This window comes from Bradyrhizobium icense (assembly GCF_001693385.1).
GTDB classification, from domain to species: Bacteria; Pseudomonadota; Alphaproteobacteria; order Rhizobiales; family Xanthobacteraceae; genus Bradyrhizobium; species Bradyrhizobium icense.
This window is the reverse complement of sequence record NZ_CP016428.1, coordinates 7,492,601-7,511,847: the sequence shown is the minus strand read 5'-3', so window position 1 is coordinate 7,511,847 and position 19,247 is coordinate 7,492,601. Positions and strand designations below refer to the sequence as shown.

Sequence of the window (19,247 nt, the reverse complement as noted above, 5' to 3'; positions counted from 1 at the left end):
CCGGAGGTTTCGGCCGCGCCTATATTTCGCGGAGCAACGTTTCGGCCGACTTCGCCACCAGTTGCGCGCGCTTGCGCTGGCCGCATTCGAGGAACAGCAAGCTCTGGCCGAACACGAAGCTGTAGAACAGGAAAGCCAGCGCGTCGGCCTCCTCGGCTGCAAGTCCCGTCGCCCGATAGAGTTGTCCGACATTTTGCAACCGCGCGGCATCGACGCTGGCGACGGCTGCGGCAGCCAGTTCGTCGGAGCGGGCCCATTGCCGGATCGCCAGCTCGACCGCCATGCCTTCGGTGTTCATGCGCTCGGAATAGAGCGCGATCAGCGCCTTCAGCCGCTGGCGGGCGGTGGCGCCATCGAGGCTGGTCTGTTTCTCGATCGCGGCGATGCGGCCCGCGCTCCAGTGCTGCAGCATGGCGTCCAGCAGCGCCGTGCGGTCGCGGAAGCGGCGGTAGAAGCCGCCCTTGGTGACGCCGAGGTTCTTGGCCAGCACTTCGACCCGCACGCCCTCGACGCCGGTCCGGGCGATTTCCGAAAGACCGGCCTCGATCCAGCTCTCGTGGCGAACCTCGCCGGCGCGGGCGTCTCCGGTTCGCGCCTCTCCTTTGCCATCGCTCATGGTCCGCTCTCACCGGGTGTTGATACGGTGCCGTATTGCTAACCCGGGAACGGTCTGATACGCTACCGTATCAGGATAACTAAAACAGCGGGAGAAAGCGATGGAGACGGACGCGACCTATCGCGGCACGGTCTATCCCTGGCAATGCGATCATGTCGGGCACATGAACATCATGTGGTATGTCGGAAAATTCGACGAGGCGAACTGGAATCTGTTCGCCCGGCTCGGGTTGACGCCATCGTACTTGCGCAGCTCCGGCCGCGGCATGGCCGCCGTGCAGCAAAACATCACCTACAGGCGCGAACTGCTCGCCGGCGACATCGTCGAGGTCAGGAGCCGGATGCTCGAGATTCGCGACAAGTCGATCCGCTTCGTCCACGAGATGCGCAACGTCGAGACCGGCGAGATCGCCGCGACTTGCGAATCGGTCGGCGTCCACCTGGACCGGCAGGCGCGCAAGTCGATCCCGTTCGCGCCCGCAATCCGCGACGCCGCGATGCGGCATCTCGAACCGGCGATGGCTTGACCGATGTCGCGCTACCAGCCGAAGAACCCGGACTACCGCGCGCTCGCGACCGACATGTTCGAGCAACAGCGCGCGATGAAGACGCTCGGCATTTCGATCGCGCGGCTGGAGCCGGGCGAGGTCGATCTCGCGATGGACTATTCGGCCGAACTGACCCAGCAGCACGGCTTCATCCACGCCGGCATCATTACGGCGGCGCTCGACAATGCCTGCGGCGTTGCCGCCTTCACGCTGATGCCGCCGGGCGCGGGGATTCTCACCGTGGAATTCAAGACCAACTTGCTGGCGCCGGCGCGCGGCGAGCGGTTCGCCTTCCGCGCCAGCGTCGTCAAGCCCGGCCGCACGCTGACGGTATGCGAGGCCCGCGCCTATGCGGCGCACGACGGCAAGGAAACCCTGATCGCGACGATGACCGGCACACTGATGGCGCTGACCAGCCGCGAGGAGAGGGGGCACGTCGCGGCCTGACCGGCCGATGTATTGCAGTGCAGCTTTGTGCTGCAGCCATGGCGATTTGCAGAAAATCCTTCTATGGTCTTGCCGTGCAACAGAGTCTTTCAACTTGATCATCTCCTCCGCGCAGGGCGTGCTGGGACTGGCGTCGGGGATGCTGGTCGGGTTCTCGCTCGGCCTGGTCGGCGGCGGCGGCTCGATCCTGGCGGTGCCACTGATGGTCTATGTGGTCGGCGTGGCGGAGCCCCATGTCGCGATCGGCACCAGCGCGATTGCGGTGGCGGCCAACGCCGCGATGAATCTGTCCAACCATGCGCGCGGCGGCACCGTGGTCTGGTCCTGCGCGCTGATCTTCGCCGCCGCCGGCATGGCCGGCGCCTTCGGCGGATCGATCCTCGGCAAGATGATGGACGGCCAAAAACTGCTGGCGCTGTTCAGCGCTGGTGATGATCGTCATCGCGCTGTTGATGCTGAAGACGCGGTCGCGGATCGGCCTGCCTGACGTCAAGGTCTCGATGGCGAACATGCCGGCTATCGTCGGCCTCGGCCTCGCCACCGGGACGGTGTCGGGATTCTTCGGCATCGGCGGCGGATTCCTGATCGTGCCGGCCCTGATGCTGGCGACCGGCATGCCGATCCTGAACGCGGTCTCCTCCTCGCTGGTCGCAGTCACCGCGTTCGGTCTGACCACGGCCGCGAGCTATGCCTGGTCCGGGCTGGTGTCGTGGGCATTGGCGGGGCTGTTCGTGGCGGGCGGCCTCGCCGGCGGATTGGCCGGCACGCGCTCGGCGCGGCATCTTGCCGAGCGCCGCGGCGCGCTCAATATCGTGTTCGCCGTGGTCATTATTGCCGTGGCGCTCTATATGCTGGCGCGTAACATATCCCTATCTCAGCCGTAGACATGAAAATGCAGCCCTTCGCGAGACCCAGATGAAGCGATCGAACAATCCGGCCGGGACCATTCCGGGGCCTACGCGGCGCCAAGCGCTTGGCTTGCTCGGCGTAAGCGCGGCCGTGCTCGGCGCAAGCGCCGTGTCACGTCCGGTGTTCGCGCAAGGCGATGACGTCCTGACGGAAGCGCTGGTGCTGCGCGACCCCGACGTGCCCGCGACCGGCAATCTGGACGGCGACATCAACATCGTCGAATGGTTCGACTACAACTGCCCATATTGCCGCAAGATCGCGCCCGAGATCCAGCAGGTGGTGCAGGACGACGGCAAGGTCCGCCTGGTGCTGAAGGACTGGCCGATCCTGGGTGAGGTCTCGAGGTTCGCGGCACGGATGGCACTGGCCGCCAAGTATCAAGGCAAGTACATGGCCGCGCACGAGGCGCTGATCGGCGTCAGTTCGAAACTGACCGAACCGCGCATCCGCGAACTGGTGGCGGGCGCCGGCGTCGATATGGATCGCCTCAACCGCGACCTCACGACGAATGCGAAGGCGATCGACACCATTCTGGCCCGCAACCACGATCAGGCGGTGGCATTCGGATTCAAGGGGACGCCGTCCTTCATCGTCGGCAAATTCCGCGTGCCGGGGATCCTGACCATGGCGGAATTCGAGATGGTGATTGCCGACGCGCGCAAGGCGAAGAAGAGCAATTAACGCGCATCAAAACGCCGTCGTCCGGGACGACGGCGTTTGCATGTTGCGATGATCTCGCCAGGAAATTATCAAGAATTATCGCGACGAGATCCTGACCCAATCGTCATGGGCACGCGTCTTCAGCGCCTTCCAGTCCTCTGCTGCGACATCCCAGTTGACGAGAGTGCGGTTGGCTTGCGCGACCTGGCCGCTGGCGACGCTCGACGTCCGCATGGAATCGTAGACGTAGACGCCGAAAACCAGCAGCAGCGCACCCAAAATCATTCCGACAAACGTCCGCATGCGATACCTCCGTGACCGGTCATTAACGCGGAGGTCGAGGTATGGTTCCCGATCTACGATCGCACCTTCGGCGGCGCAGGGCGGGGCGCCGTGGCGGAAGGCACCGCTCCTGTGGCCGTTACCAGGTTGAGCGACTTCAATTCATCGGGCTTAAAGACGAAAAGCTTGTCGTGCGGCGTCTCCATCGCATGCACCCAGACCTGCAGGTTCACACCCATGTCGCCGAGATAGCGTTGGCACCGCGCCGAGATATTTTGCGCCACGTTCATCTCGTCGCGCGGCAGGCCCGTTGTGGTCCCCAGCGCCGCCACCTGATGCACACCGACGATGGCCTTGTCGCCGACCCGGCGCTCGACGCCGCCGGCGAACACCAGCGGGCAGGATGAGGCGCAGTATTTGCCGGCTTCGATCTCGGTCGCGAAATTGCGCTCTCGAATAAGCCGTCCCATCGCCAACGCATCGCTGACCGAGCCGCCCGCCGAGTTCAGCACCACCGTCTTGATGTAGTCGCCGCGCTTGGCGACCTCGGCTGCAAATGCATCCGAAATCCCTGGCGTGATCGTGCCGGTCGCCATCAGCTTGCCGCCGCCCATCAGCTCGAAGGTCATCGGCTTGGCCATCGCGCCATCTGCTTGCGGCCGCGGCGTCAGGCGTTTGTCACCGCCCGGCGCGAGAGGCGCCACGATTGATGGCGCGACGTCGGGAACATTCAGCGAAGGCGTATCCTGCCTTACCTCCGTCGCTGGATGGGCATTGTCGATCCATCCGTTCATGTCGGCCAGATCGGCTGCGAGCACCGCGACCGTGACGGTGACGACACTACGAAAGATCCAGCGCAGGATCGTCTCGTCGGGGTTGGCTGCAAGGAAGGCTTGAACGCGCTGTTGAAGCGTCGCCGATGGCTGCATGGCGAGACCTACTTGGTATGCCGCGCCGTGGACAGCGGGGTGACGTTTTCGTCGGCCGCCGTTGCCGTGTCGGCCGCCCGCTCCTGAACCGGGACCTCGTTCCCGGTCTCGCGTGGCGCCACGCGGCGCGCGCCCTCGACTTCGCGGGCCATCTGCAGGGCCGCGACCAGTTCGCCCGCGGTCATGTCGGACGCGCTGAACGCAGGAAGGCCCTCGCGCCGGATCGCAGCGTGCACCACGCACAGGATCAGGACCAGCACCGCCGGCATCAGATCGATCGAGATCGCGCCGGCCCAGCTCGGGATGAAATCGCCGGCATAGCGAAGCACGGCTTCGGCCGGCGACAAGGTCTGGAATCGCGCCGGCTCGACACGCGGCAAAGCAAGGATCTTGTCGGCTGCATCGGCGAGCGAAGCCGCTTGCGCCGCGATCGAGCTCTCGACCTTGCCGACCACGGCAGTTTGCCGGTCGGCGAGATCGGCCGTGCGGCCGCCCGCGGCGGGCGCGATGAAGCCCGAAGACAGCGACGCCGCCGCGCGTTTGACGGCGGGCGCCACCGAGGTCTGCTGCAGGTTGGCGATCACGCCGGAGAGCGCCAGCGATTCCGTCGCAAAGGCATCGCTGCGCGTCGAGATCGGCCCGCGGTCGGAAATCAATTCTCGCATCCTCGCCAGATGCTTGCCGCCCTGCTCGAACAGTGCCGAGACGCGCTTGGCCGACGCCTGAACTTCCTGCCCGAGACCGTCGAGTTGCCCGGACATCTGCGTCAGAAGCTGCACCACAGTGCCGGACCCGGCGGTGCCGGTCAGCGAGCCAGCGCGCTCGGCGTCGGCCAGTTTCGCGAACCGCGATGAGGCGAGCTGGATATCCGGCAACAAGCCTTGTGCTGCGATGGCGTTGCTGTTGGCGGTATCGAGGTCGCGGGTGTAGTTCTGCACGGTGATGGCGAGATGCTGCTGGATTGCCGCCGCGCCTGCCAGCGCCGAAGCGTTGAGCCAGGATGACATCGCCACGATCATCAGCGAGCCCAGCAGCATGCAGCCGAACATCAGGCCGCGGCCGCGGCGGTCCACCACGTGGGGCATGAACTGCATCAGGAAGATCCAGAAGGCGTAAATGCCGACCGATACGGCCACCGAATAGATGACCGCTGCGAAGAACACCATGGTCGGACTGCCGTTGAGCAGTTCGCGGACGCCGAGATAGGTGTAGACGCCGGCGGCCAGCGCGAGGATCGCGGTCGTCAGCTTCAGCGTGACTTCGAGGCGCGTGACGCCTTTCGAAAGCAGCAGCGAATTGGAGGCACGCGCGGGGGTCGCCGGAGCGCCGAGGCCGTTGTTCGAGGACATGACGTATCCTGTCGCGGTTGCAATGAACCGGTCTGATCAACGCCCCCACGTTGTTGGCTAAGTTGTTCTACTCGTAGAGATAAATTCAGACGAGATTGTGTCCGCGGTGTCGTCGGTGGTCAGGCCTGACCGTTCAGCCATTGCAATATCTCCGCATTCATCTCGCGCGGATAGGTGTGGCTGAGATCGTCGAGCTCGCGATAGACGACGTTGGCACCCGCGGCAGACAGCGCTTGGGCAGTCTGCCGCGCAACCTGCACAGGAAACATCCAGTCGAGCCGGCCGTGCACGATGTGAATAGGCAGTCCCCGCAACCTGTCGGCATCGGCCATTTCAGCCATTAGCGGATGAAATGTCGCCGACACCGGCGCGAGGTGGGTGAAAGGCGAGGCGCTCTCGAAACCCGTCACGTAGCAGAACGTGCCGCCGTCGCTCATTCCGGTCAGCAGCATCCGCTGCGCATCGATGTTCCAACGTGAGCGCACCGATTCCAGGATGCGCATCAGGTTCGGTGTGTCGGTGTCGTCGCCCATCAGTGCCCAGGTCGAGCCGGTCGCCGTCGGCGCTACCAGGATCGCACTGCGGCTGCGGGCATCGCGCAGCCAGCTCCAGAGAAAATTGCGGCCATTGCCGCTGCCGCCGTGCAGTGCCATCACCAGCGGCCATGCGCGCTCTCGCGTATAATATTCCGGCACGTAAAGCGAGAAGCCACCTCGGCTGCCGGGCTCATTGTGATTGTGAAAGATGCCGGTGTTTTCATTTGCCGGCGCCGCGAGCCGTGCCGCGAGATCCGCCTCTCCTCGCAGCGAAGGATCGATGAAGAACTCGCTCACCGGCGGCAACTTCGACGACAGCGTATACAGTGCCTCCTGCGCGCGTGGCGCGTAACGCAGCGCACGGAACAGGCTGGCGAAATCGCCCTGGCCATCTTGGACGACGCGCAGACCGGCGAACGCGGCCAGTGCAGCATCGCTCGCCGCCTCAAGCGGAACCTTGATGTCGGCGAACCCGGCTGGCCATTGCTCCAGCCGCGGACGAACTGCACGCAGGGCGCCATCCGGTTGCCCCGCCGCCTGCATCACACGGTCGAAATCCGGTGGGTGGAGATAACGCGCAACAAAGCCGAGGGCTTCCAACGATTGCAATAGCGGCGGCAGCACGGTCACGATGTCGTCCACCACGGCCTCGCTCATCACACAGTCCTTGCTCTGAGACAGCCGCGTTTCAATGCAGTCGCGGAGCCTTCAACAGCTTGGCACGGTCGGTCGAGGCCAGCACTACGTCGAAGGTGAGGCCCTCGTGGTAGACCGTGAGCGGCACGTCGACGCCGGCACTGCCGAGCGACCAGAGCTTGCGATAGAAGCCGGTCTGGCTGGTGATCTTGTCGCCATTGACAGCGAGAATGACGTCGCCGGTCTTCAGTTCGGCGAGCGCCGCCGGTCCCTTGCCGGCGATGCCGACCACCACGACGCGGTTGTCGATTTCGGTGGTGAACATGCCGAGCCACGGTCGCGCCGGCTTGTTGACGCGGCCGAACTTCCTGATGTCGTCGACTACCGGCTTCAACAGGTCGATCGGCACGATCATGTTGACGTGCTCGGCCTTGCCCTCGCGCTCGCGTTCGAGCTGCAACGAGCCGATGCCGATCAGTTCGCCGCGGCTCGAGATCAGCCCGGTGCCGCCCCAATTGGGATGCGCTGGATGGGTGAAGAGGGCCTCATCCAGCAGATATTCCCAATAGCCTGCGAATTCCTGTTTTGCTGCGATCTGACTGGCGACCGAGCGCGTGCGCCCGCCGGCGCCGCCGACCACGACGCGGTCGCCGATCTCTGCAGCGGCGGAAGAACCGAGCGGCAGCGCATCGAGATCGAGGTCGCCGAGCGCTTGCACCAGGCCGAAGCCGGACTCGAAATCGAAGCCGAGCGCGTGGCCTTCCACCACGCGGCCGTCGCCGCGGTGCAGCCAGACGGCCTCCGCCTCGGTGATGAGGTAGCCGATCGTCAGCACCAGCCCTTCATCGATGACGACGCCATTGCCGGCGCGTTCGGTGCCGAGCGTCTCGGCGCTGAAGGCATCGGGCGGAATGATCGAATGCAGACCGACCACCGACGACAGCGTCTTGTCGAGATCGAAGGTGTAATCGCCCGGGCGCGGCTGGTTGGCGGGCGGCACTCTCCATTCGGTCAAAGAGGGCATGGATGGTCTCCTGGCGAGCCGGCGCGCGTTTCGGGCGAAAGCGCGGGAAATTCGTCACAATCTATGCTGCAAACGGCCGTCTTGAAAGTGTCCCCCAAAATGAGCCGGCATGCGACTCATAAGGGAGCAGATTCACAATTGTTCCAGGGCCAATTTGAGGATCATTCCACGTTTGCCCGCGCGCGGGCCGGCATGATCCGGAAACCGCGGTTCTCCTTCAGCCAGCCGGCGCGTTCGTCGCGCAGCAACGTGCGGCGAACCTTGCCGGAATCGTCGCGCAGGCCGATGTGGACGGCCTCGAAACTTTCCGGATGCTTGTAGCGGCTGAGCCGGTCGGCCAGGAATGCAGCCATCCCGTCGGCGACGGCTTGTGCATCGGTATCTCGGTCAACCTCGAGGATCGCATGCACGCGCTGCCCGAATTCGGGATCGGGCAGGCCGACCACGACGCAGGAGCGCACATCGGGATGCGCCGATACCGCAGCCTCGACTTCGGCGGGATAGATATTGGCGCCGCCGCGCAGGATCATGTCGGCGAGCCGGTCGCCGAGATAGAGGTAACCCTCCGTGTCGAGCCGGCCGATGTCGCCGAGCGATTCCCAGCCGTCAGGCCGGCGCTTCGGCTCGGCTCCGAGATAGTGATAGGTAGAACCGGGGCCGTCATTGGGCAGGAAATAGATTTCGCCGGTCTCGCCCGGGGCCACATCGTCGCCGTCCTCGCCGATGATCCTTAAGCGGCAGGTGTCGCCGATCTTGCCGACGGAGCCCTTGTGCGTCAGCCATTCGGCACCGGAGATGATCGTCGCACCCTGTCGTTCGGTGCCGCCATAGAGTTCGTAGATGCGCTCCGGCCCGAGCCACTCGATCCATCTCTCCTTCAGCCATGGCGGCATCGGAGCAGCCATGTGAAACACGATCTGCAGGCTGGAAAGATCGTAAGCGTTGCGCACCTCGTCCGGTAGTGCCCAGATGCGATGCATCATGGTCGGCACGAAATTGACCCATTGCACGCGGCTCTTCTCGATCAGCCGCAACGTCTCCTCGGCGTCGAACTTGACGAGGCCGGTGACGCGGCCGCCGTTGAACAGCGCGGTGTGCGACACGATGAACGGCGCGTTGTGATAGAGCGGGCCAGGATTGAGCAGAGATGCATCTTGCGGAATACCGAGCGCGGAGGGGGCCGTCGTCTCGACCACCGCGGGCATATGATCGAGGATCACCTTGGGCCGCCCGGTGGATCCGCCGCTGGTCATCGCCTTCCAGTAACGTGCGACCGGATTGCTCACCGGCTCGTCCGAAAAGCCTTCGGGGACGAAATCGGCCGGCAGCGAATTCGGCGCATTCCAGTCCGCCTGGCCGCCGACCACCAGCGAAGGCTTCAGGATATCGAGCACTGCAGCGGCTTCGCCGCGCGGCAGCCGCCAGGTCAGCGACGTCGGCGTGGCGCCGCATTTCCACACCGCAAAAGTGGTTTCGAAAAACACGTTGCTGTTGGGAAGCCCGATCGCGACGAAATCGCCCGGTTTGACGCCCTTGGCGGCAAAGGCCCGCGCGCGGCGGTTGGCGTTGCGCTCGAGCTGTGCCCAAGTGAGCGTGTCGTTGCCGTGGCTGATCGCGATCGTGTCCGCCGGCTTGCGTTCGGCATACCAGCGCGGCACGTCGGCGATGGGTATGAGCATTGGAGTCCTCCAGTCATGGCTTTCCCTAAGCTTTTTTGCACTGCGAAGGACGGGGCGTTCACTGCCCGGGCCGGTCCGCCGTTCTGGCTGAAGTCGAGCGCGGCGTCCACATTGCCACGACCGCCAGCCTAAGCGCTATGCTGCTGGCAAGGATTCCATCGACCCCCGTTCTCGAACCCGGCTCGCCAATCATCCGCACCCTGCTTGGGAGAACGCGCCAGCATTCCCGAGCCAGCGTACCCCCCGGCAAACTTTCATTTTTTTCAGAAGGCCTTGAAGCGCAATGCTGATCCACCTAGGTCGCATACTGCAGCCGAACACCACATCCAGCGTAGGAGGAGGACATGAAAATCCGTCCACTTCACGATCGGGTAGTCGTCAAGCGCATCGAGGCGGAGGAGAAAACCGCCGGAGGCATCGTCATCCCTGATACCGCCCGGGAGAAGCCGCAGCAGGGCGAGGTGGTGGCGGTGGGGCCCGGAGGGCGCGACGAGGGCGGCAGGCTCGTTCCGATCGACCTCCAGACTGGCGACCGCGTGTTGTTCGGCAAATGGTCAGGTACGGAGGTCAAGATCGACGGCACCGAATATCTGATCATGAAGGAAAGCGACATCATGGGCGTGGTGGTCGAAGCCGGCACCAGTCGAAAGGCCGCGTGAACGCCCGCCGATGTCATCAGCAAGAGAGGAATGATCAAGAGGAATGGTATCGTAGGGAGCAAGACCATGGCTGCCAAGGAAGTGAAGTTCTCGGGCGATGCCCGCGAGAAGATGCTGCGCGGCGTCGACATTCTCGCCAATGCGGTGAAAGTAACGCTCGGCCCGAAAGGTCGAAACGTTGTTCTCGAAAAGTCGTTCGGCGCGCCGCGCATCACCAAGGACGGCGTCACTGTCGCCAAGGAAATCGAGCTCGAGGACAAGTTCGAGAACATGGGCGCCCAGATGGTGCGCGAGGTAGCGTCCAAGACGTCCGATCGGGTTGGCGACGGCACCACCACTGCCACTGTGCTCGCGCAGGCGATCGTCAGGGAGGGAGCCAAGGCCGTCGCGGCAGGCGTGAACCCGATGGGCCTCAAGCGCGGTATCGATCTTGCAGCCGAGGCTTTGGTCGCAGATATCGAGAAGAACTCCAAGAAAATCACCTCGAATGACGAGATCGCGCAGGTCGCAACCATTTCGGCCAACGGCGACGCGGAGATCGGCCGCTTCCTCGCCGACGCCATGAAGAAGGTCGGAAACGACGGCGTAATCACGGTCGAGGAGGCGAAGTCGCTGCAGACCGAGCTTGAAGTGGTGGAGGGCATGCAGTTCGACCGCGGCTACATCTCGCCCTACTTCGTCACCAACGCCGAAAAGATGCGGGTCGAGCTCGAAGACCCCTACATTCTGATCCACGAAAAGAAGCTGTCGGGGCTGCAGCCAATGCTGCCGCTGCTCGAATCAATCGTACAGTCAGGCAAGCCGCTGCTCATTATCGCCGAGGATGTGGAGGGGGAGGCGCTCGCCACCCTCGTCGTGAACAGGCTGCGTGGTGGATTGAAAGTCGCGGCGGTGAAAGCGCCCGGCTTCGGCGATCGTCGCAAGGCGATGCTTCAGGATATCGCCATCCTTACCGGCGGCACCATGATTTCCGAGGATCTCGGCATCAAGCTGGAGAGCGTGACCATCAAAATGCTCGGCCACGCCAAGCATGTGAGGATCGATAAGGAAAATACCACGATCGTTAGCGGCGGCGGTAAGAAGGCCGACATAGAGGCCCGCATTGCCCAGATCAAGGCCGAGATCGAGGAGACGACCTCCGACTACGATCGTGAGAAACTCCAGGAGCGGCTCGCCAAGCTGGCGGGCGGTGTGGCGGTGATCCGTGTCGGTGGGGCGACCGAGGTGGAGGTGAGGGAGCGCAAGGATCGTGTCGACGACGCGCTGCACGCGACCCGTGCGGCAGTCGAGGAAGGCATTTTGCCCGGCGGCGGTGTTCCCCTGCTCCGTGCCGTCAAGGCGCTCGACAGACTGAAGCCAACCAACGAGGACGAGCGCTATGGCGTCGACATCGTCAAGAAAGCGCTTTCATGGCCGACCCGCCAGATCGCCATCAACGCGGGCGAGGATGGCTCGCTCGTGGTCGGACAGATCCTGGACAGGGATACATACGCCTTCGGATTCGATGCCCAGACCGGCGAGTTCGGCAACCTGATCTCAAAGGGCATTATCGATCCGACCAAGGTGGTGCGCACCGCGCTTGAGGATGCAGCATCGGTGGCTGGCCTGCTCGTCACCACTGAGGCAATGGTCGCTGAGCTCCCGAAGAAGAAGGCCCCGCCGACAGTCCCAGGCGCGGGTGCAAGCATGGCCGACATGGACTACCAGATCTAGCTCGCGAGTGATTGGCGCGTCCCTGCGAGGGGCGCGCCAATCATCGTCTCGCCGGGCGAATGAGGGTTTCGCTCTACGATTGCTGAACCGCCTTACGGATTGAGCAAGCATTGCCCTAAGCCGCCTTCTCCATCCAGATCGCGGATCAGGCGACCTCCAATGCTGGTTTTGACCTCCGGCGAAAGGCGACAACGCCAACGGCAGCGAAGCCCAATATCATCATCGCCCAGGTCGCGGGTTCAGGCACGGCCGCGATGCTCACGTCGTCCAAGCCAATGTAGGAAGGGCCGTTGAGTTCGCTGAAGCTGATCGTGTTGGAGGTCCCGTCTGCGATAAAGTTGAATGCAAACCGAACCCATGTAGAGGGCTCGCTCGTTGCCGGGGCCGTCACGCTCTCCGATAACAGGAGCGTATTGGATGTTCCGTCGGTGATACTGACGTTGAGCCCTGCAGAACCATTGTTGGCGCTGTAGTTTCCAACCCAGAAGCTAAGTTGATACTGCTGAAATGGCAGAAGATTGATGGTCTGACTTATGCTTATGGTGTTTATGGTGCCATCGGCCAGGCTAAGGCCGAAATTTCCGGTGCGTGGCGTCAGCGCGATCTGCTGAGGGTTGTTGCTCCATCCGCTCGCATACCACGTCGCGGGAGCGTCGCTGATCGTCCAGCCAGCAAGCTCGCTGCCACCGGGCTGAACCTGTTGAGCGAGAGAATTTCCTCCAGTGAACGTTCCCAGCTCGAAGCTGCCGTTCGCGACGAGGTCTGCCGCTGCAGGACCGGTCCAGACGATCGCACAGGCGGCGACAAGGATGGCCATCGAACGGCCCGATCCAATAGAATTTTTCCTGATTGAAGAAGGCTTGTTCACGTTAGATCTCCGTCGGGCACGCAGGCGGTCGACGCCTGAACTGCATCGAAGGGAGCCCATCAGCCCGGCGTCAAAAAAATGTGAAAAATGGTAGGCCGGCGTCTGGTGGAGCGATTTTCCAGGTCGGATCAGCGATCCGAGTGGTTCGCCCGCAGAGCGACCGGCATCATCTGGGATCGTCAAAACAGGAAGTCGCCGTCAGTTCGGCTCACTTCCAACAGTGGACACCCTCAGGATGAATGTCCGAGAATTCCATGTGAGGCGCACTGCAAAAAGTTCGGCCTTTTCGGCCGCGCGGAACTGTCCTACGGGCGAAAACAGCGGCGACGAGATTTACGGATCGAGCTCGGTATCCCAATACAAATAATCCAGCCAGCTATCGTGCAGATAGTTCGGCGGAAATAGTCGCCCGTTGCGATGGAGCTGATGCACCGTCGGCGCGAACGGCGTCTGCCGCGGAAACATCTTCGCCTGCTGCGGCGTCAGATTGCCCTTGCGCAAGTTACAGGGCGAGCAGGCCGCGACGACGTTCTCCCAGGTGGTCTGGCCGCCCTTGCTGCGCGGAATGATGTGATCGAAGGTCAGGTCGTCATGCGCGTGGCAGTACTGGCAGACGAAGCGGTCGCGCAGGAAGACGTTGAAGCGGGTGAAGGCGGGATGCGTGGTCGGCTTGACGAAGGATTTGAGCGACACAACGCTCGGAAGCTGGATCTCGAAGCTCGGGCTGTGCACCGCGCGGTCGTAGTGCTCGACGATGTTGACGCGATCGAGAAACACCGCCTTGATCGCGTCCTGCCACGACCAGAGAGACAGCGGGTAGTAACTCAGCGGCCGGAAATCCGCGTTCAGCACCAGTACCGGCCAACCGCCCTGCGAGACATGTGCGTTCAAGTAACGCTCCTGACCCCCATGTTAGCTGCGAAGCAGCATGTGCCCTGCATACTACAGGCAGCGTGACGGGATTGTGAAGAGCGTTCCGGGGCTTATCCAGCAGCGGGAACGCATGATCGTTCGCCGCGGCCCGGCAAAAAGCCTCGGTTCCTTACCTCGCCAGTGCCGGACATTTGCGGTCAATCCATCGTGATAGGTGGCCGGGCCGGGCGATCCGACGGCAGGCACGCATTTTCGAAGACTTCAAAGCGGAATGGCGATGGGTTCATCGCGCTGGCGGCTTGCCGGCGCTGGTCAGGATGCTCTGCAGCCTGAGCACCGCCGCACCGAAGGCGCCGCCGCCTGCACCCATGCCCAGGGCTGTGGCCAGCGCCCGAATTCTGCTTGTGGCGCGACTATTCGGTGTGCGGCGGAGCTTCGACCGCCCAGCTCGGATCGGCACCGAACGGGTGATCCATGAAAAACACCCAGGTGCCGTCGGGCATCCTGCGGTGAACTTCCATACCATGGTGATGCACCTCGGTGCGCTTGCCGTGTTCGTCGGTGCCCCTGATCAGCCACTGCGATCGCGTCATCGCGAAGTCGCCGGAGACCGTCGTGTGATGGGTCACGACATCCATGTGCGGCTTCAATCCGACATAGGCCGCCATCGTCTTGCGGATGCCGTCGGCGCCGCGCGCGACGCTGCTGCCGCCATGGACCTCGTCGACCTGAACGATCGAGGCGTCGGGGTGGTACATGGCTGCCGCGGCGTCGACGTCCTGCGCATTGAACGCGCGTGCCAGCCAGAGATTGCAAAGTTCGGGGGACGGAGCACCCATTTCTCGGACTCCCATGTGTTGAAGGTTGTCGATGCGAGGAGGTCGTGGCCTCACGCTCCGGCGCAAGGCCGGATCGGTATCACCTCAAGTTCCTCATCGCGCTTCTCGTTGCGGTAGGTAACGTCTGGCGCGACGGAAAGCACGTTGGGAATACGCCAGCCTCACTTGCGAAACTGCAAGAGACGCCTACGTCTGCATCATGGAGGACTGGAACGAGCCCCAACTCGTGTTGGCGGTGCATCGGGCAAGCAGCCTCACCGGCGCCGCCAAAGCGCTAGACATCGATCATTCGACCGCGTTTCGGCGCCTGAACGCCCTGGAAACGCGGCTCGGCGTGCGTCTGTTCGAACGGCTCCCCGGCGGGGCATACCAGGCGACCCCGGCCGGCGAGCGGATGGCGGCCGCGGCCGAGCGGATGGAAGATGAGGCGCTCGCCATCGAGCGCGACATTGCGGGCCGGGACCACCGTCTCTCCGGCCGTCTGCGTGTAACATCCTCGGAGACGCTGGCGTATCGAAAGCTGACCAGCCATCTCGCCGCGTTCCGGCGAACCCATCCCGGCATCGTCGTCGAGCTCGTGGTCGACAACCGCGTCCTCAATCTCTCGCGCCGCGAGGCGGATATCGCGCTTCGTCCGATGCGGCCGAAGGAGGGCGATCTCTGGGGCCGCAAACTCGCCGACGTTGCATGGACGGTTTACGGCGCAACCGGCTATCTCGATGAAAGAGGCGGGGCTGTTTCATCCCCGGGAGATCTCGGCGGTCAGGCCGTGATCGGATGGGAAGAAACGGCGGTCGGCATCATGGCGGCCGACTGGCTCAATCGAATGGTGCCGGATGATGCGTTCGTCTACCGGACCAACAGCCTCGTCAATCAGTTCATCGCCGCGAAGACCGGCATCGGCCTCGCGCTGCTGCCCTGTTATCTCGGCGATGAGGATCGCGATCTCGCCCGCGCTCTGCCGGATCCGGTGCCGGATCTGGTTGGCGAATTGTGGATCGTGACACACGCCGATCTGAAGAAGACGGCGCGCGTCCGTGCCTTCTTCGATGTCGTCGGAGAAGGCCTCGCCCGCGAGCACAGCCTGTTTGACGGGCAAGGCCGGTCCCGCGCTCCCGGTCGCGGACCATAGCAGGCCTTGCCGTTAGCATCGGTCTAGCTAGAGCTTCTCCAGCTTCTGCAGGCAACGCGTTACTCCGACTTCCGGCGGCATCGGTGTATCCGGAAAGCTGGTCTTCCAGTCGGTGACGCCGACCTCGCCGATATAGATATCGCCCCTGGAATCCAGTGCGATGCCGTGGGGCGCAAGAAATTTGCCGGCCTCCAGGCCCGGGCCGTTCTCGCCGCCGAGCCGGGCGATGCGCTTGCCTTTCGAATCCACGATCGAAAGCCGCGGGCCGAGATTGGGCACCTTGCGGTTCACAGCCATGCCGGGGCCGAGCTCGCCGACGATAAACGTCGGTTGCTTGCCGCCGCAGCAGCACAGCGCGCAGGGCCGGTGCAGAAAATTCCACTGCGCCTCGTATTTGCCGTTGCCGTCGAACACCTGCACGCGGTGGTTCTCGCGATCGGCGACATAGACCCAGCCGTCGGTGTCAGTTGCGATGTTGTGGACGATGTTGAACTGGCCGGGATCGGTGCCGGGCTCGCCCCAGGTCTTCAAGAGCTTACCATCCGGCGAATATTTGTGGACGCAGGCATTGCCGTAACCGTCCGAGACATAGATCTCGCCTTTCGGCGACAGCGCCGTATGGGTGCAGCGGTGAAACGGCTCGCCGCTCATGAACGGCGCCGGCTTGTTCGGGATGCCGATCGTCAGCAACACCTTGCCGTCGGTCGTACACTTGCGCACGGTGTGGTCGCCGTCATCGGTGCAATAGAGATGGTCATCCGCATCGATGTGCAGGCCGTGGGCGCGGTTGAACAGGCCTTCGCCCCAGCTCTTGATGAAGTTTCCCTCACGGTCCAGCACCACCATCGGATGGGCGCCGCGGTTGAAGACGTAGATGCGATCCTTGCTGTCGACCGCGACGGAAGCGACGTCGGTCAGGCGCCATCCGTCCGGCAGCTTCGCCCAGTTTTCGACGACGCGGTAACGGTGATCGCCCGAGCCCAGAATTGCCGGCATATTGCGTCTCTCCCCGCTGTGGCTTTCGTTGGCCGAGTGTTACAGACGCCGTATCGGATCGCGAGCGGATTTTGCGCGGGGGCGCCATGAGGCATTGCGGATCTGCCGACTTGACGTAAGGTGCTTGGCAGATCCGAGCGGGCAGAATGCCCGTCACGATCGGAAATGACTGTGACGCGTTACCGCTTGAGCCAACACCATCTCAGGGAGGTACGGATCAATGCGCAGCATGACGTCTATCCTCGCTCCTATCATGCTCCTCGCCGGCAGCGCCGTTGCCGGTGCCGCCGAAACCGTCGCGCCGTCTCCGGTCAGGATCGCGGTGTTTCCGTTTGAACTGGCGGATTTCAGCGCCGCGGCTCCCTACGTCCCCGCCGACGACATCGATCGCGAGCAATTGCGGCTTTCGACGGAAGAAGCCCGAAGGCTGATCGTGGAATCCGGACGATACCAGTTGGTCGACACTGCCACCGCCAACGAGCAGATTGCGAAGGCCATGCCATTGCGCGACTGCAATGGCTGCGAGGCCGGCATCGCCTCCGGGCTTGCCGCAGATCAGTCGATGATCGGGATCGTCACGCGGATCACGCGAACGGAATACGCGGTGACCTACAAAATTCGCGATGCCAGATCCGGAGGGCTGGTCGACGTCCAGCAGACCGACCTGCGCATGGGCGCCAATGTGGCATGGAGCCGTGGGGCGCGCTGGTTGATCCAGCGGCGTCTGCTGGAACGGCCGCAGTAACGGCCTCAGCGCGGCAGCAGACCTTCCTCGATCGCCTTGATTTGCAGCGCCAGGTGTTTTGAGCCGATGCGGCATTGCGCGAGGCCGCCGGCGATGAACCACAGCCCGGGCTGGCCGGTACGCGTGTACATGTTGCGCAGTTCCTGCTCCTCGCCAAATCCCCAGATCGTGCCGACGCGTCGTTCCACCGTTTCGCCGAACAGCTTGCGCACCAGCTCTTCCTGGCGTCGGTAGCCGGTCGCCAGCACCACGAGGTCGGCCTCGACGACTTCGCCGTCCTTCATCCTGGCGCCATCGGCCGTGAACGTGTCGAGATCGGCAAACTGCTTCAGCGCGATATCGCCTTTGATGATCAGGTCGGAGCAGCCGACGTTGAAATAATAGCCGCCGCCGCGGGTGAGGTATTTGAACTGCCAGCCGGTATTGTCCTCGCCGAAATCGAGCTTGAAGCCGACGCGCTCCAGGCCATCGAGCAATTCTTTATCGAGCGCCTTGGATTTTTCCGCGGTCAATGCGTGGCTCTTGCGCGCCAGCTTGAGCGGCATCGAGACAGTGATCAGGTCGTTGTCCTCCAGCGTGCCCTCGTTGTAGGGCGCGTAGACCAGTTGCGCCGACGGCTCGATGCTGACGACCAGCGTCGAAGAGCGCTGGAACAGCGTGACCTTAGCGCCGCTGGAATGCAGGTCTTGCGCGATGTCGTGGCCGCTGTTGCCGGTGCCGATCACGATGGCGCGCTTGCCCTTCCAGTTTTCGCCGTCGTCATACTGGCTGGAATGCATCACCTTGCGGGCGAAATCCTTCAGTCCCGGAATGTCAGGCACGCTCGGAATGCCGCTGACGCCGGTCGCCAGCACGACATGGCGTGGATGCATGCTGCGCTTGCTGCCGTCAGCGCAGCGCAGCGTCACCGTCCAGCGGCCTTCCGTCTCGTCATAGCTGCCGCCTTCGAACTCGGTCTCGGTCCAGAAATTCAGCTCCATCGCCTCGACGTAGGCTTCGAACCAGTTGGCGAGCTTGTCCTTCGGAATATAGGTCGGCCAGTTCGGCGGAAAGTGCAAATAGGGCAGGTGATTGACCTGCACCTGGTTGTGCAGCGTCAGCGCGTGATAGCGCTTGCGCCAGTTGTCGCCGATGCGTTTTTCGCGATCGACGATCAACGTATCGACATTCAATTGCTTCAGCCGCGCGGCAATGGAAAGGCCGGATTGCCCGCCGCCGATGACGAGGACGGTCGGATCATGATCCGCATATCCGGCCGACGCCTTGCGCAGGTCGAGCCAGTTCGGCCCGCGGAAATCGCGCGAATAGGCATTGCCGCGCGGGCGATTGACGCCGAGCTGCTCCTCAAAGCCCTTGAGCTCGCCGAGCTCGGTCAGCAGCGTCCAGGCCTTCAGCCGGTTGCCGTCGTCGGCATCAGGGGTCAGGCGGATGATGCCGCTGCCGCGCCCGACGTTGGTTTCGAACTTGAAGATCGCCTCGATCGCGTGGGTGCCCGCGCGCATCACCTTGCGCGGTGCAGCGCGATCGGGGGCGATGGCAAAGCCGGTCGGCGCCGCGCCGCGAGCGAAAGGGGGAAGCGCCTTCAGTATGGCGTCTCTGCCGTTGAGTGTCTGGATGTTCCAACTCAGCGCCAGCACATCGCGCCAATAGCTGTCGGGATGGAATAGCTGATACAGCAGGGCTTGGTCGGGCTTTCCAAGCGCTTCCTCGAACTGCGCAAGCCAAGTGTCGGCGGCAACCGAACTGTCGTCCGTCCTGTCGAGCATGGGCGTTTCCCATCACCAGCCGTCTTCGCGGCGTTTCCCTGT

19 protein-coding genes and 1 pseudogene are annotated in these 19,247 nt (G+C 63.4%); 8 read left to right on the top strand and 12 right to left on the bottom strand.

Annotated elements, in window-relative coordinates; all coding sequences use genetic code 11:
- Window positions 1–19: 19 nt before the first annotated feature.
- Window positions 20–616 (bottom strand): TetR/AcrR family transcriptional regulator, encoded by a 597-nt coding sequence (locus LMTR13_RS34830; protein WP_083219352.1) that lies wholly within the window; start codon window positions 614–616, stop codon window positions 20–22.
- Between the two features lie 100 nt (window positions 617–716).
- Here LMTR13_RS34830 and LMTR13_RS34825 point away from each other — a divergent pair, with 100 nt between their 5' ends.
- The 4 genes and pseudogenes from LMTR13_RS34825 to LMTR13_RS34810 all read left to right on the top strand — a co-directional run bounded on the left by LMTR13_RS34825 (window position 717) and on the right by LMTR13_RS34810 (window position 3,200).
- Window positions 717–1,142 (top strand): acyl-CoA thioesterase, encoded by a 426-nt coding sequence (locus tag LMTR13_RS34825; protein ID WP_065731686.1) that lies wholly within the window; start codon window positions 717–719, stop codon window positions 1,140–1,142.
- 3 nt (window positions 1,143–1,145) lie between these two features.
- Window positions 1,146–1,610, top strand: a complete 465-nt coding sequence (locus LMTR13_RS34820) for a PaaI family thioesterase (protein WP_065731685.1) — start codon at window positions 1,146–1,148, stop codon at window positions 1,608–1,610.
- A gap of 97 nt (window positions 1,611–1,707) precedes the next feature.
- A pseudogene (locus tag LMTR13_RS34815) lies at window positions 1,708–2,494 on the top strand (sulfite exporter TauE/SafE family protein).
- A gap of 31 nt (window positions 2,495–2,525) precedes the next feature.
- The gene (locus LMTR13_RS34810) at window positions 2,526–3,200 is read left to right on the top strand and encodes a DsbA family protein (RefSeq protein ID WP_065731684.1); all 675 of its coding nucleotides are present in this window, start codon (window positions 2,526–2,528) and stop codon (window positions 3,198–3,200) included.
- Window positions 3,201–3,275: 75 nt separating this feature from the next.
- Here the strand turns inward: LMTR13_RS34810 and LMTR13_RS34805 are convergent, their stop codons facing one another.
- The 6 genes from LMTR13_RS34805 to LMTR13_RS34780 all read right to left on the bottom strand — a co-directional run bounded on the left by LMTR13_RS34805 (window position 3,276) and on the right by LMTR13_RS34780 (window position 9,614).
- On the bottom strand, window positions 3,276–3,482 hold the full coding sequence (locus tag LMTR13_RS34805; RefSeq protein ID WP_065731683.1) for a hypothetical protein: 207 nt from the start codon (window positions 3,480–3,482) through the stop codon (window positions 3,276–3,278).
- 53 nt (window positions 3,483–3,535) lie between these two features.
- Entirely contained in the window at window positions 3,536–4,390 is an 855-nt protein-coding gene (locus tag LMTR13_RS34800; protein WP_065731682.1) for a COG3904 family protein, read from the bottom strand.
- An 8-nt stretch (window positions 4,391–4,398) separates the two neighbouring features.
- A complete protein-coding gene (locus tag LMTR13_RS34795; RefSeq protein ID WP_065731681.1) occupies window positions 4,399–5,739 on the bottom strand; it encodes a hypothetical protein in 1,341 nt (446 codons plus the stop codon).
- Window positions 5,740–5,858: 119 nt separating this feature from the next.
- Window positions 5,859–6,932 (bottom strand): carboxylesterase family protein, encoded by a 1,074-nt coding sequence (locus LMTR13_RS34790; RefSeq protein ID WP_065731680.1) that lies wholly within the window; start codon window positions 6,930–6,932, stop codon window positions 5,859–5,861.
- Between the two features lie 31 nt (window positions 6,933–6,963).
- Window positions 6,964–7,935 (bottom strand): S1C family serine protease, encoded by a 972-nt coding sequence (locus tag LMTR13_RS34785; protein WP_065731679.1) that lies wholly within the window; start codon window positions 7,933–7,935, stop codon window positions 6,964–6,966.
- A 161-nt stretch (window positions 7,936–8,096) separates the two neighbouring features.
- Window positions 8,097–9,614 carry an AMP-binding protein gene (locus LMTR13_RS34780; RefSeq protein ID WP_065731678.1) on the bottom strand — a complete coding sequence of 506 codons (1,518 nt, stop codon included), beginning with the start codon at window positions 9,612–9,614 and terminating at the stop codon, window positions 8,097–8,099.
- Between the two features lie 344 nt (window positions 9,615–9,958).
- Here LMTR13_RS34780 and groES point away from each other — a divergent pair, with 344 nt between their 5' ends.
- Window positions 9,959–10,273, top strand: coding sequence for a co-chaperone GroES (groES, locus tag LMTR13_RS34775; RefSeq protein WP_065731677.1), 315 nt, complete (start codon window positions 9,959–9,961; stop codon window positions 10,271–10,273).
- Between the two features lie 66 nt (window positions 10,274–10,339).
- Window positions 10,340–11,986: a chaperonin GroEL gene (gene groL / locus LMTR13_RS34770; protein WP_065731676.1), complete on the top strand. Its 1,647-nt coding sequence runs from the start codon at window positions 10,340–10,342 to the stop codon at window positions 11,984–11,986.
- A gap of 145 nt (window positions 11,987–12,131) precedes the next feature.
- On the opposite strand, the gene LMTR13_RS34765 is transcribed toward groL, so the two are convergent.
- The 3 genes from LMTR13_RS34765 to LMTR13_RS34755 form a co-directional block, all read right to left on the bottom strand.
- Complete coding sequence (locus LMTR13_RS34765; protein WP_197520963.1) at window positions 12,132–12,854, bottom strand: PEPxxWA-CTERM sorting domain-containing protein; 723 nt, start codon at window positions 12,852–12,854, stop codon at window positions 12,132–12,134.
- Window positions 12,855–13,187: 333 nt separating this feature from the next.
- Entirely contained in the window at window positions 13,188–13,745 is a 558-nt protein-coding gene (locus LMTR13_RS34760) for an HNH endonuclease (RefSeq protein ID WP_065731674.1), read from the bottom strand.
- Between the two features lie 395 nt (window positions 13,746–14,140).
- The gene (locus LMTR13_RS34755; protein WP_065731673.1) at window positions 14,141–14,566 is read right to left on the bottom strand and encodes a YybH family protein; all 426 of its coding nucleotides are present in this window, start codon (window positions 14,564–14,566) and stop codon (window positions 14,141–14,143) included.
- Between the two features lie 199 nt (window positions 14,567–14,765).
- Between LMTR13_RS34755 and LMTR13_RS34750 the strand changes: the two genes are divergently transcribed.
- Complete coding sequence (locus LMTR13_RS34750; protein ID WP_065731672.1) at window positions 14,766–15,698, top strand: LysR family transcriptional regulator; 933 nt, start codon at window positions 14,766–14,768, stop codon at window positions 15,696–15,698.
- Window positions 15,699–15,725: 27 nt separating this feature from the next.
- Here the strand turns inward: LMTR13_RS34750 and LMTR13_RS34745 are convergent, their stop codons facing one another.
- A complete protein-coding gene (locus LMTR13_RS34745; RefSeq protein WP_065731671.1) occupies window positions 15,726–16,694 on the bottom strand; it encodes a peptidyl-alpha-hydroxyglycine alpha-amidating lyase family protein in 969 nt (322 codons plus the stop codon).
- A gap of 220 nt (window positions 16,695–16,914) precedes the next feature.
- Here LMTR13_RS34745 and LMTR13_RS34740 point away from each other — a divergent pair, with 220 nt between their 5' ends.
- A complete protein-coding gene (locus LMTR13_RS34740) occupies window positions 16,915–17,439 on the top strand; it encodes a DUF3280 domain-containing protein (RefSeq protein WP_065731670.1) in 525 nt (174 codons plus the stop codon).
- A 5-nt stretch (window positions 17,440–17,444) separates the two neighbouring features.
- Here LMTR13_RS34740 and LMTR13_RS34735 read toward each other — a convergent pair whose 3' ends face one another.
- The gene (locus tag LMTR13_RS34735; RefSeq protein WP_065731669.1) at window positions 17,445–19,205 is read right to left on the bottom strand and encodes a flavin-containing monooxygenase; all 1,761 of its coding nucleotides are present in this window, start codon (window positions 19,203–19,205) and stop codon (window positions 17,445–17,447) included.
- Window positions 19,206–19,247 lie beyond the last annotated feature (42 nt).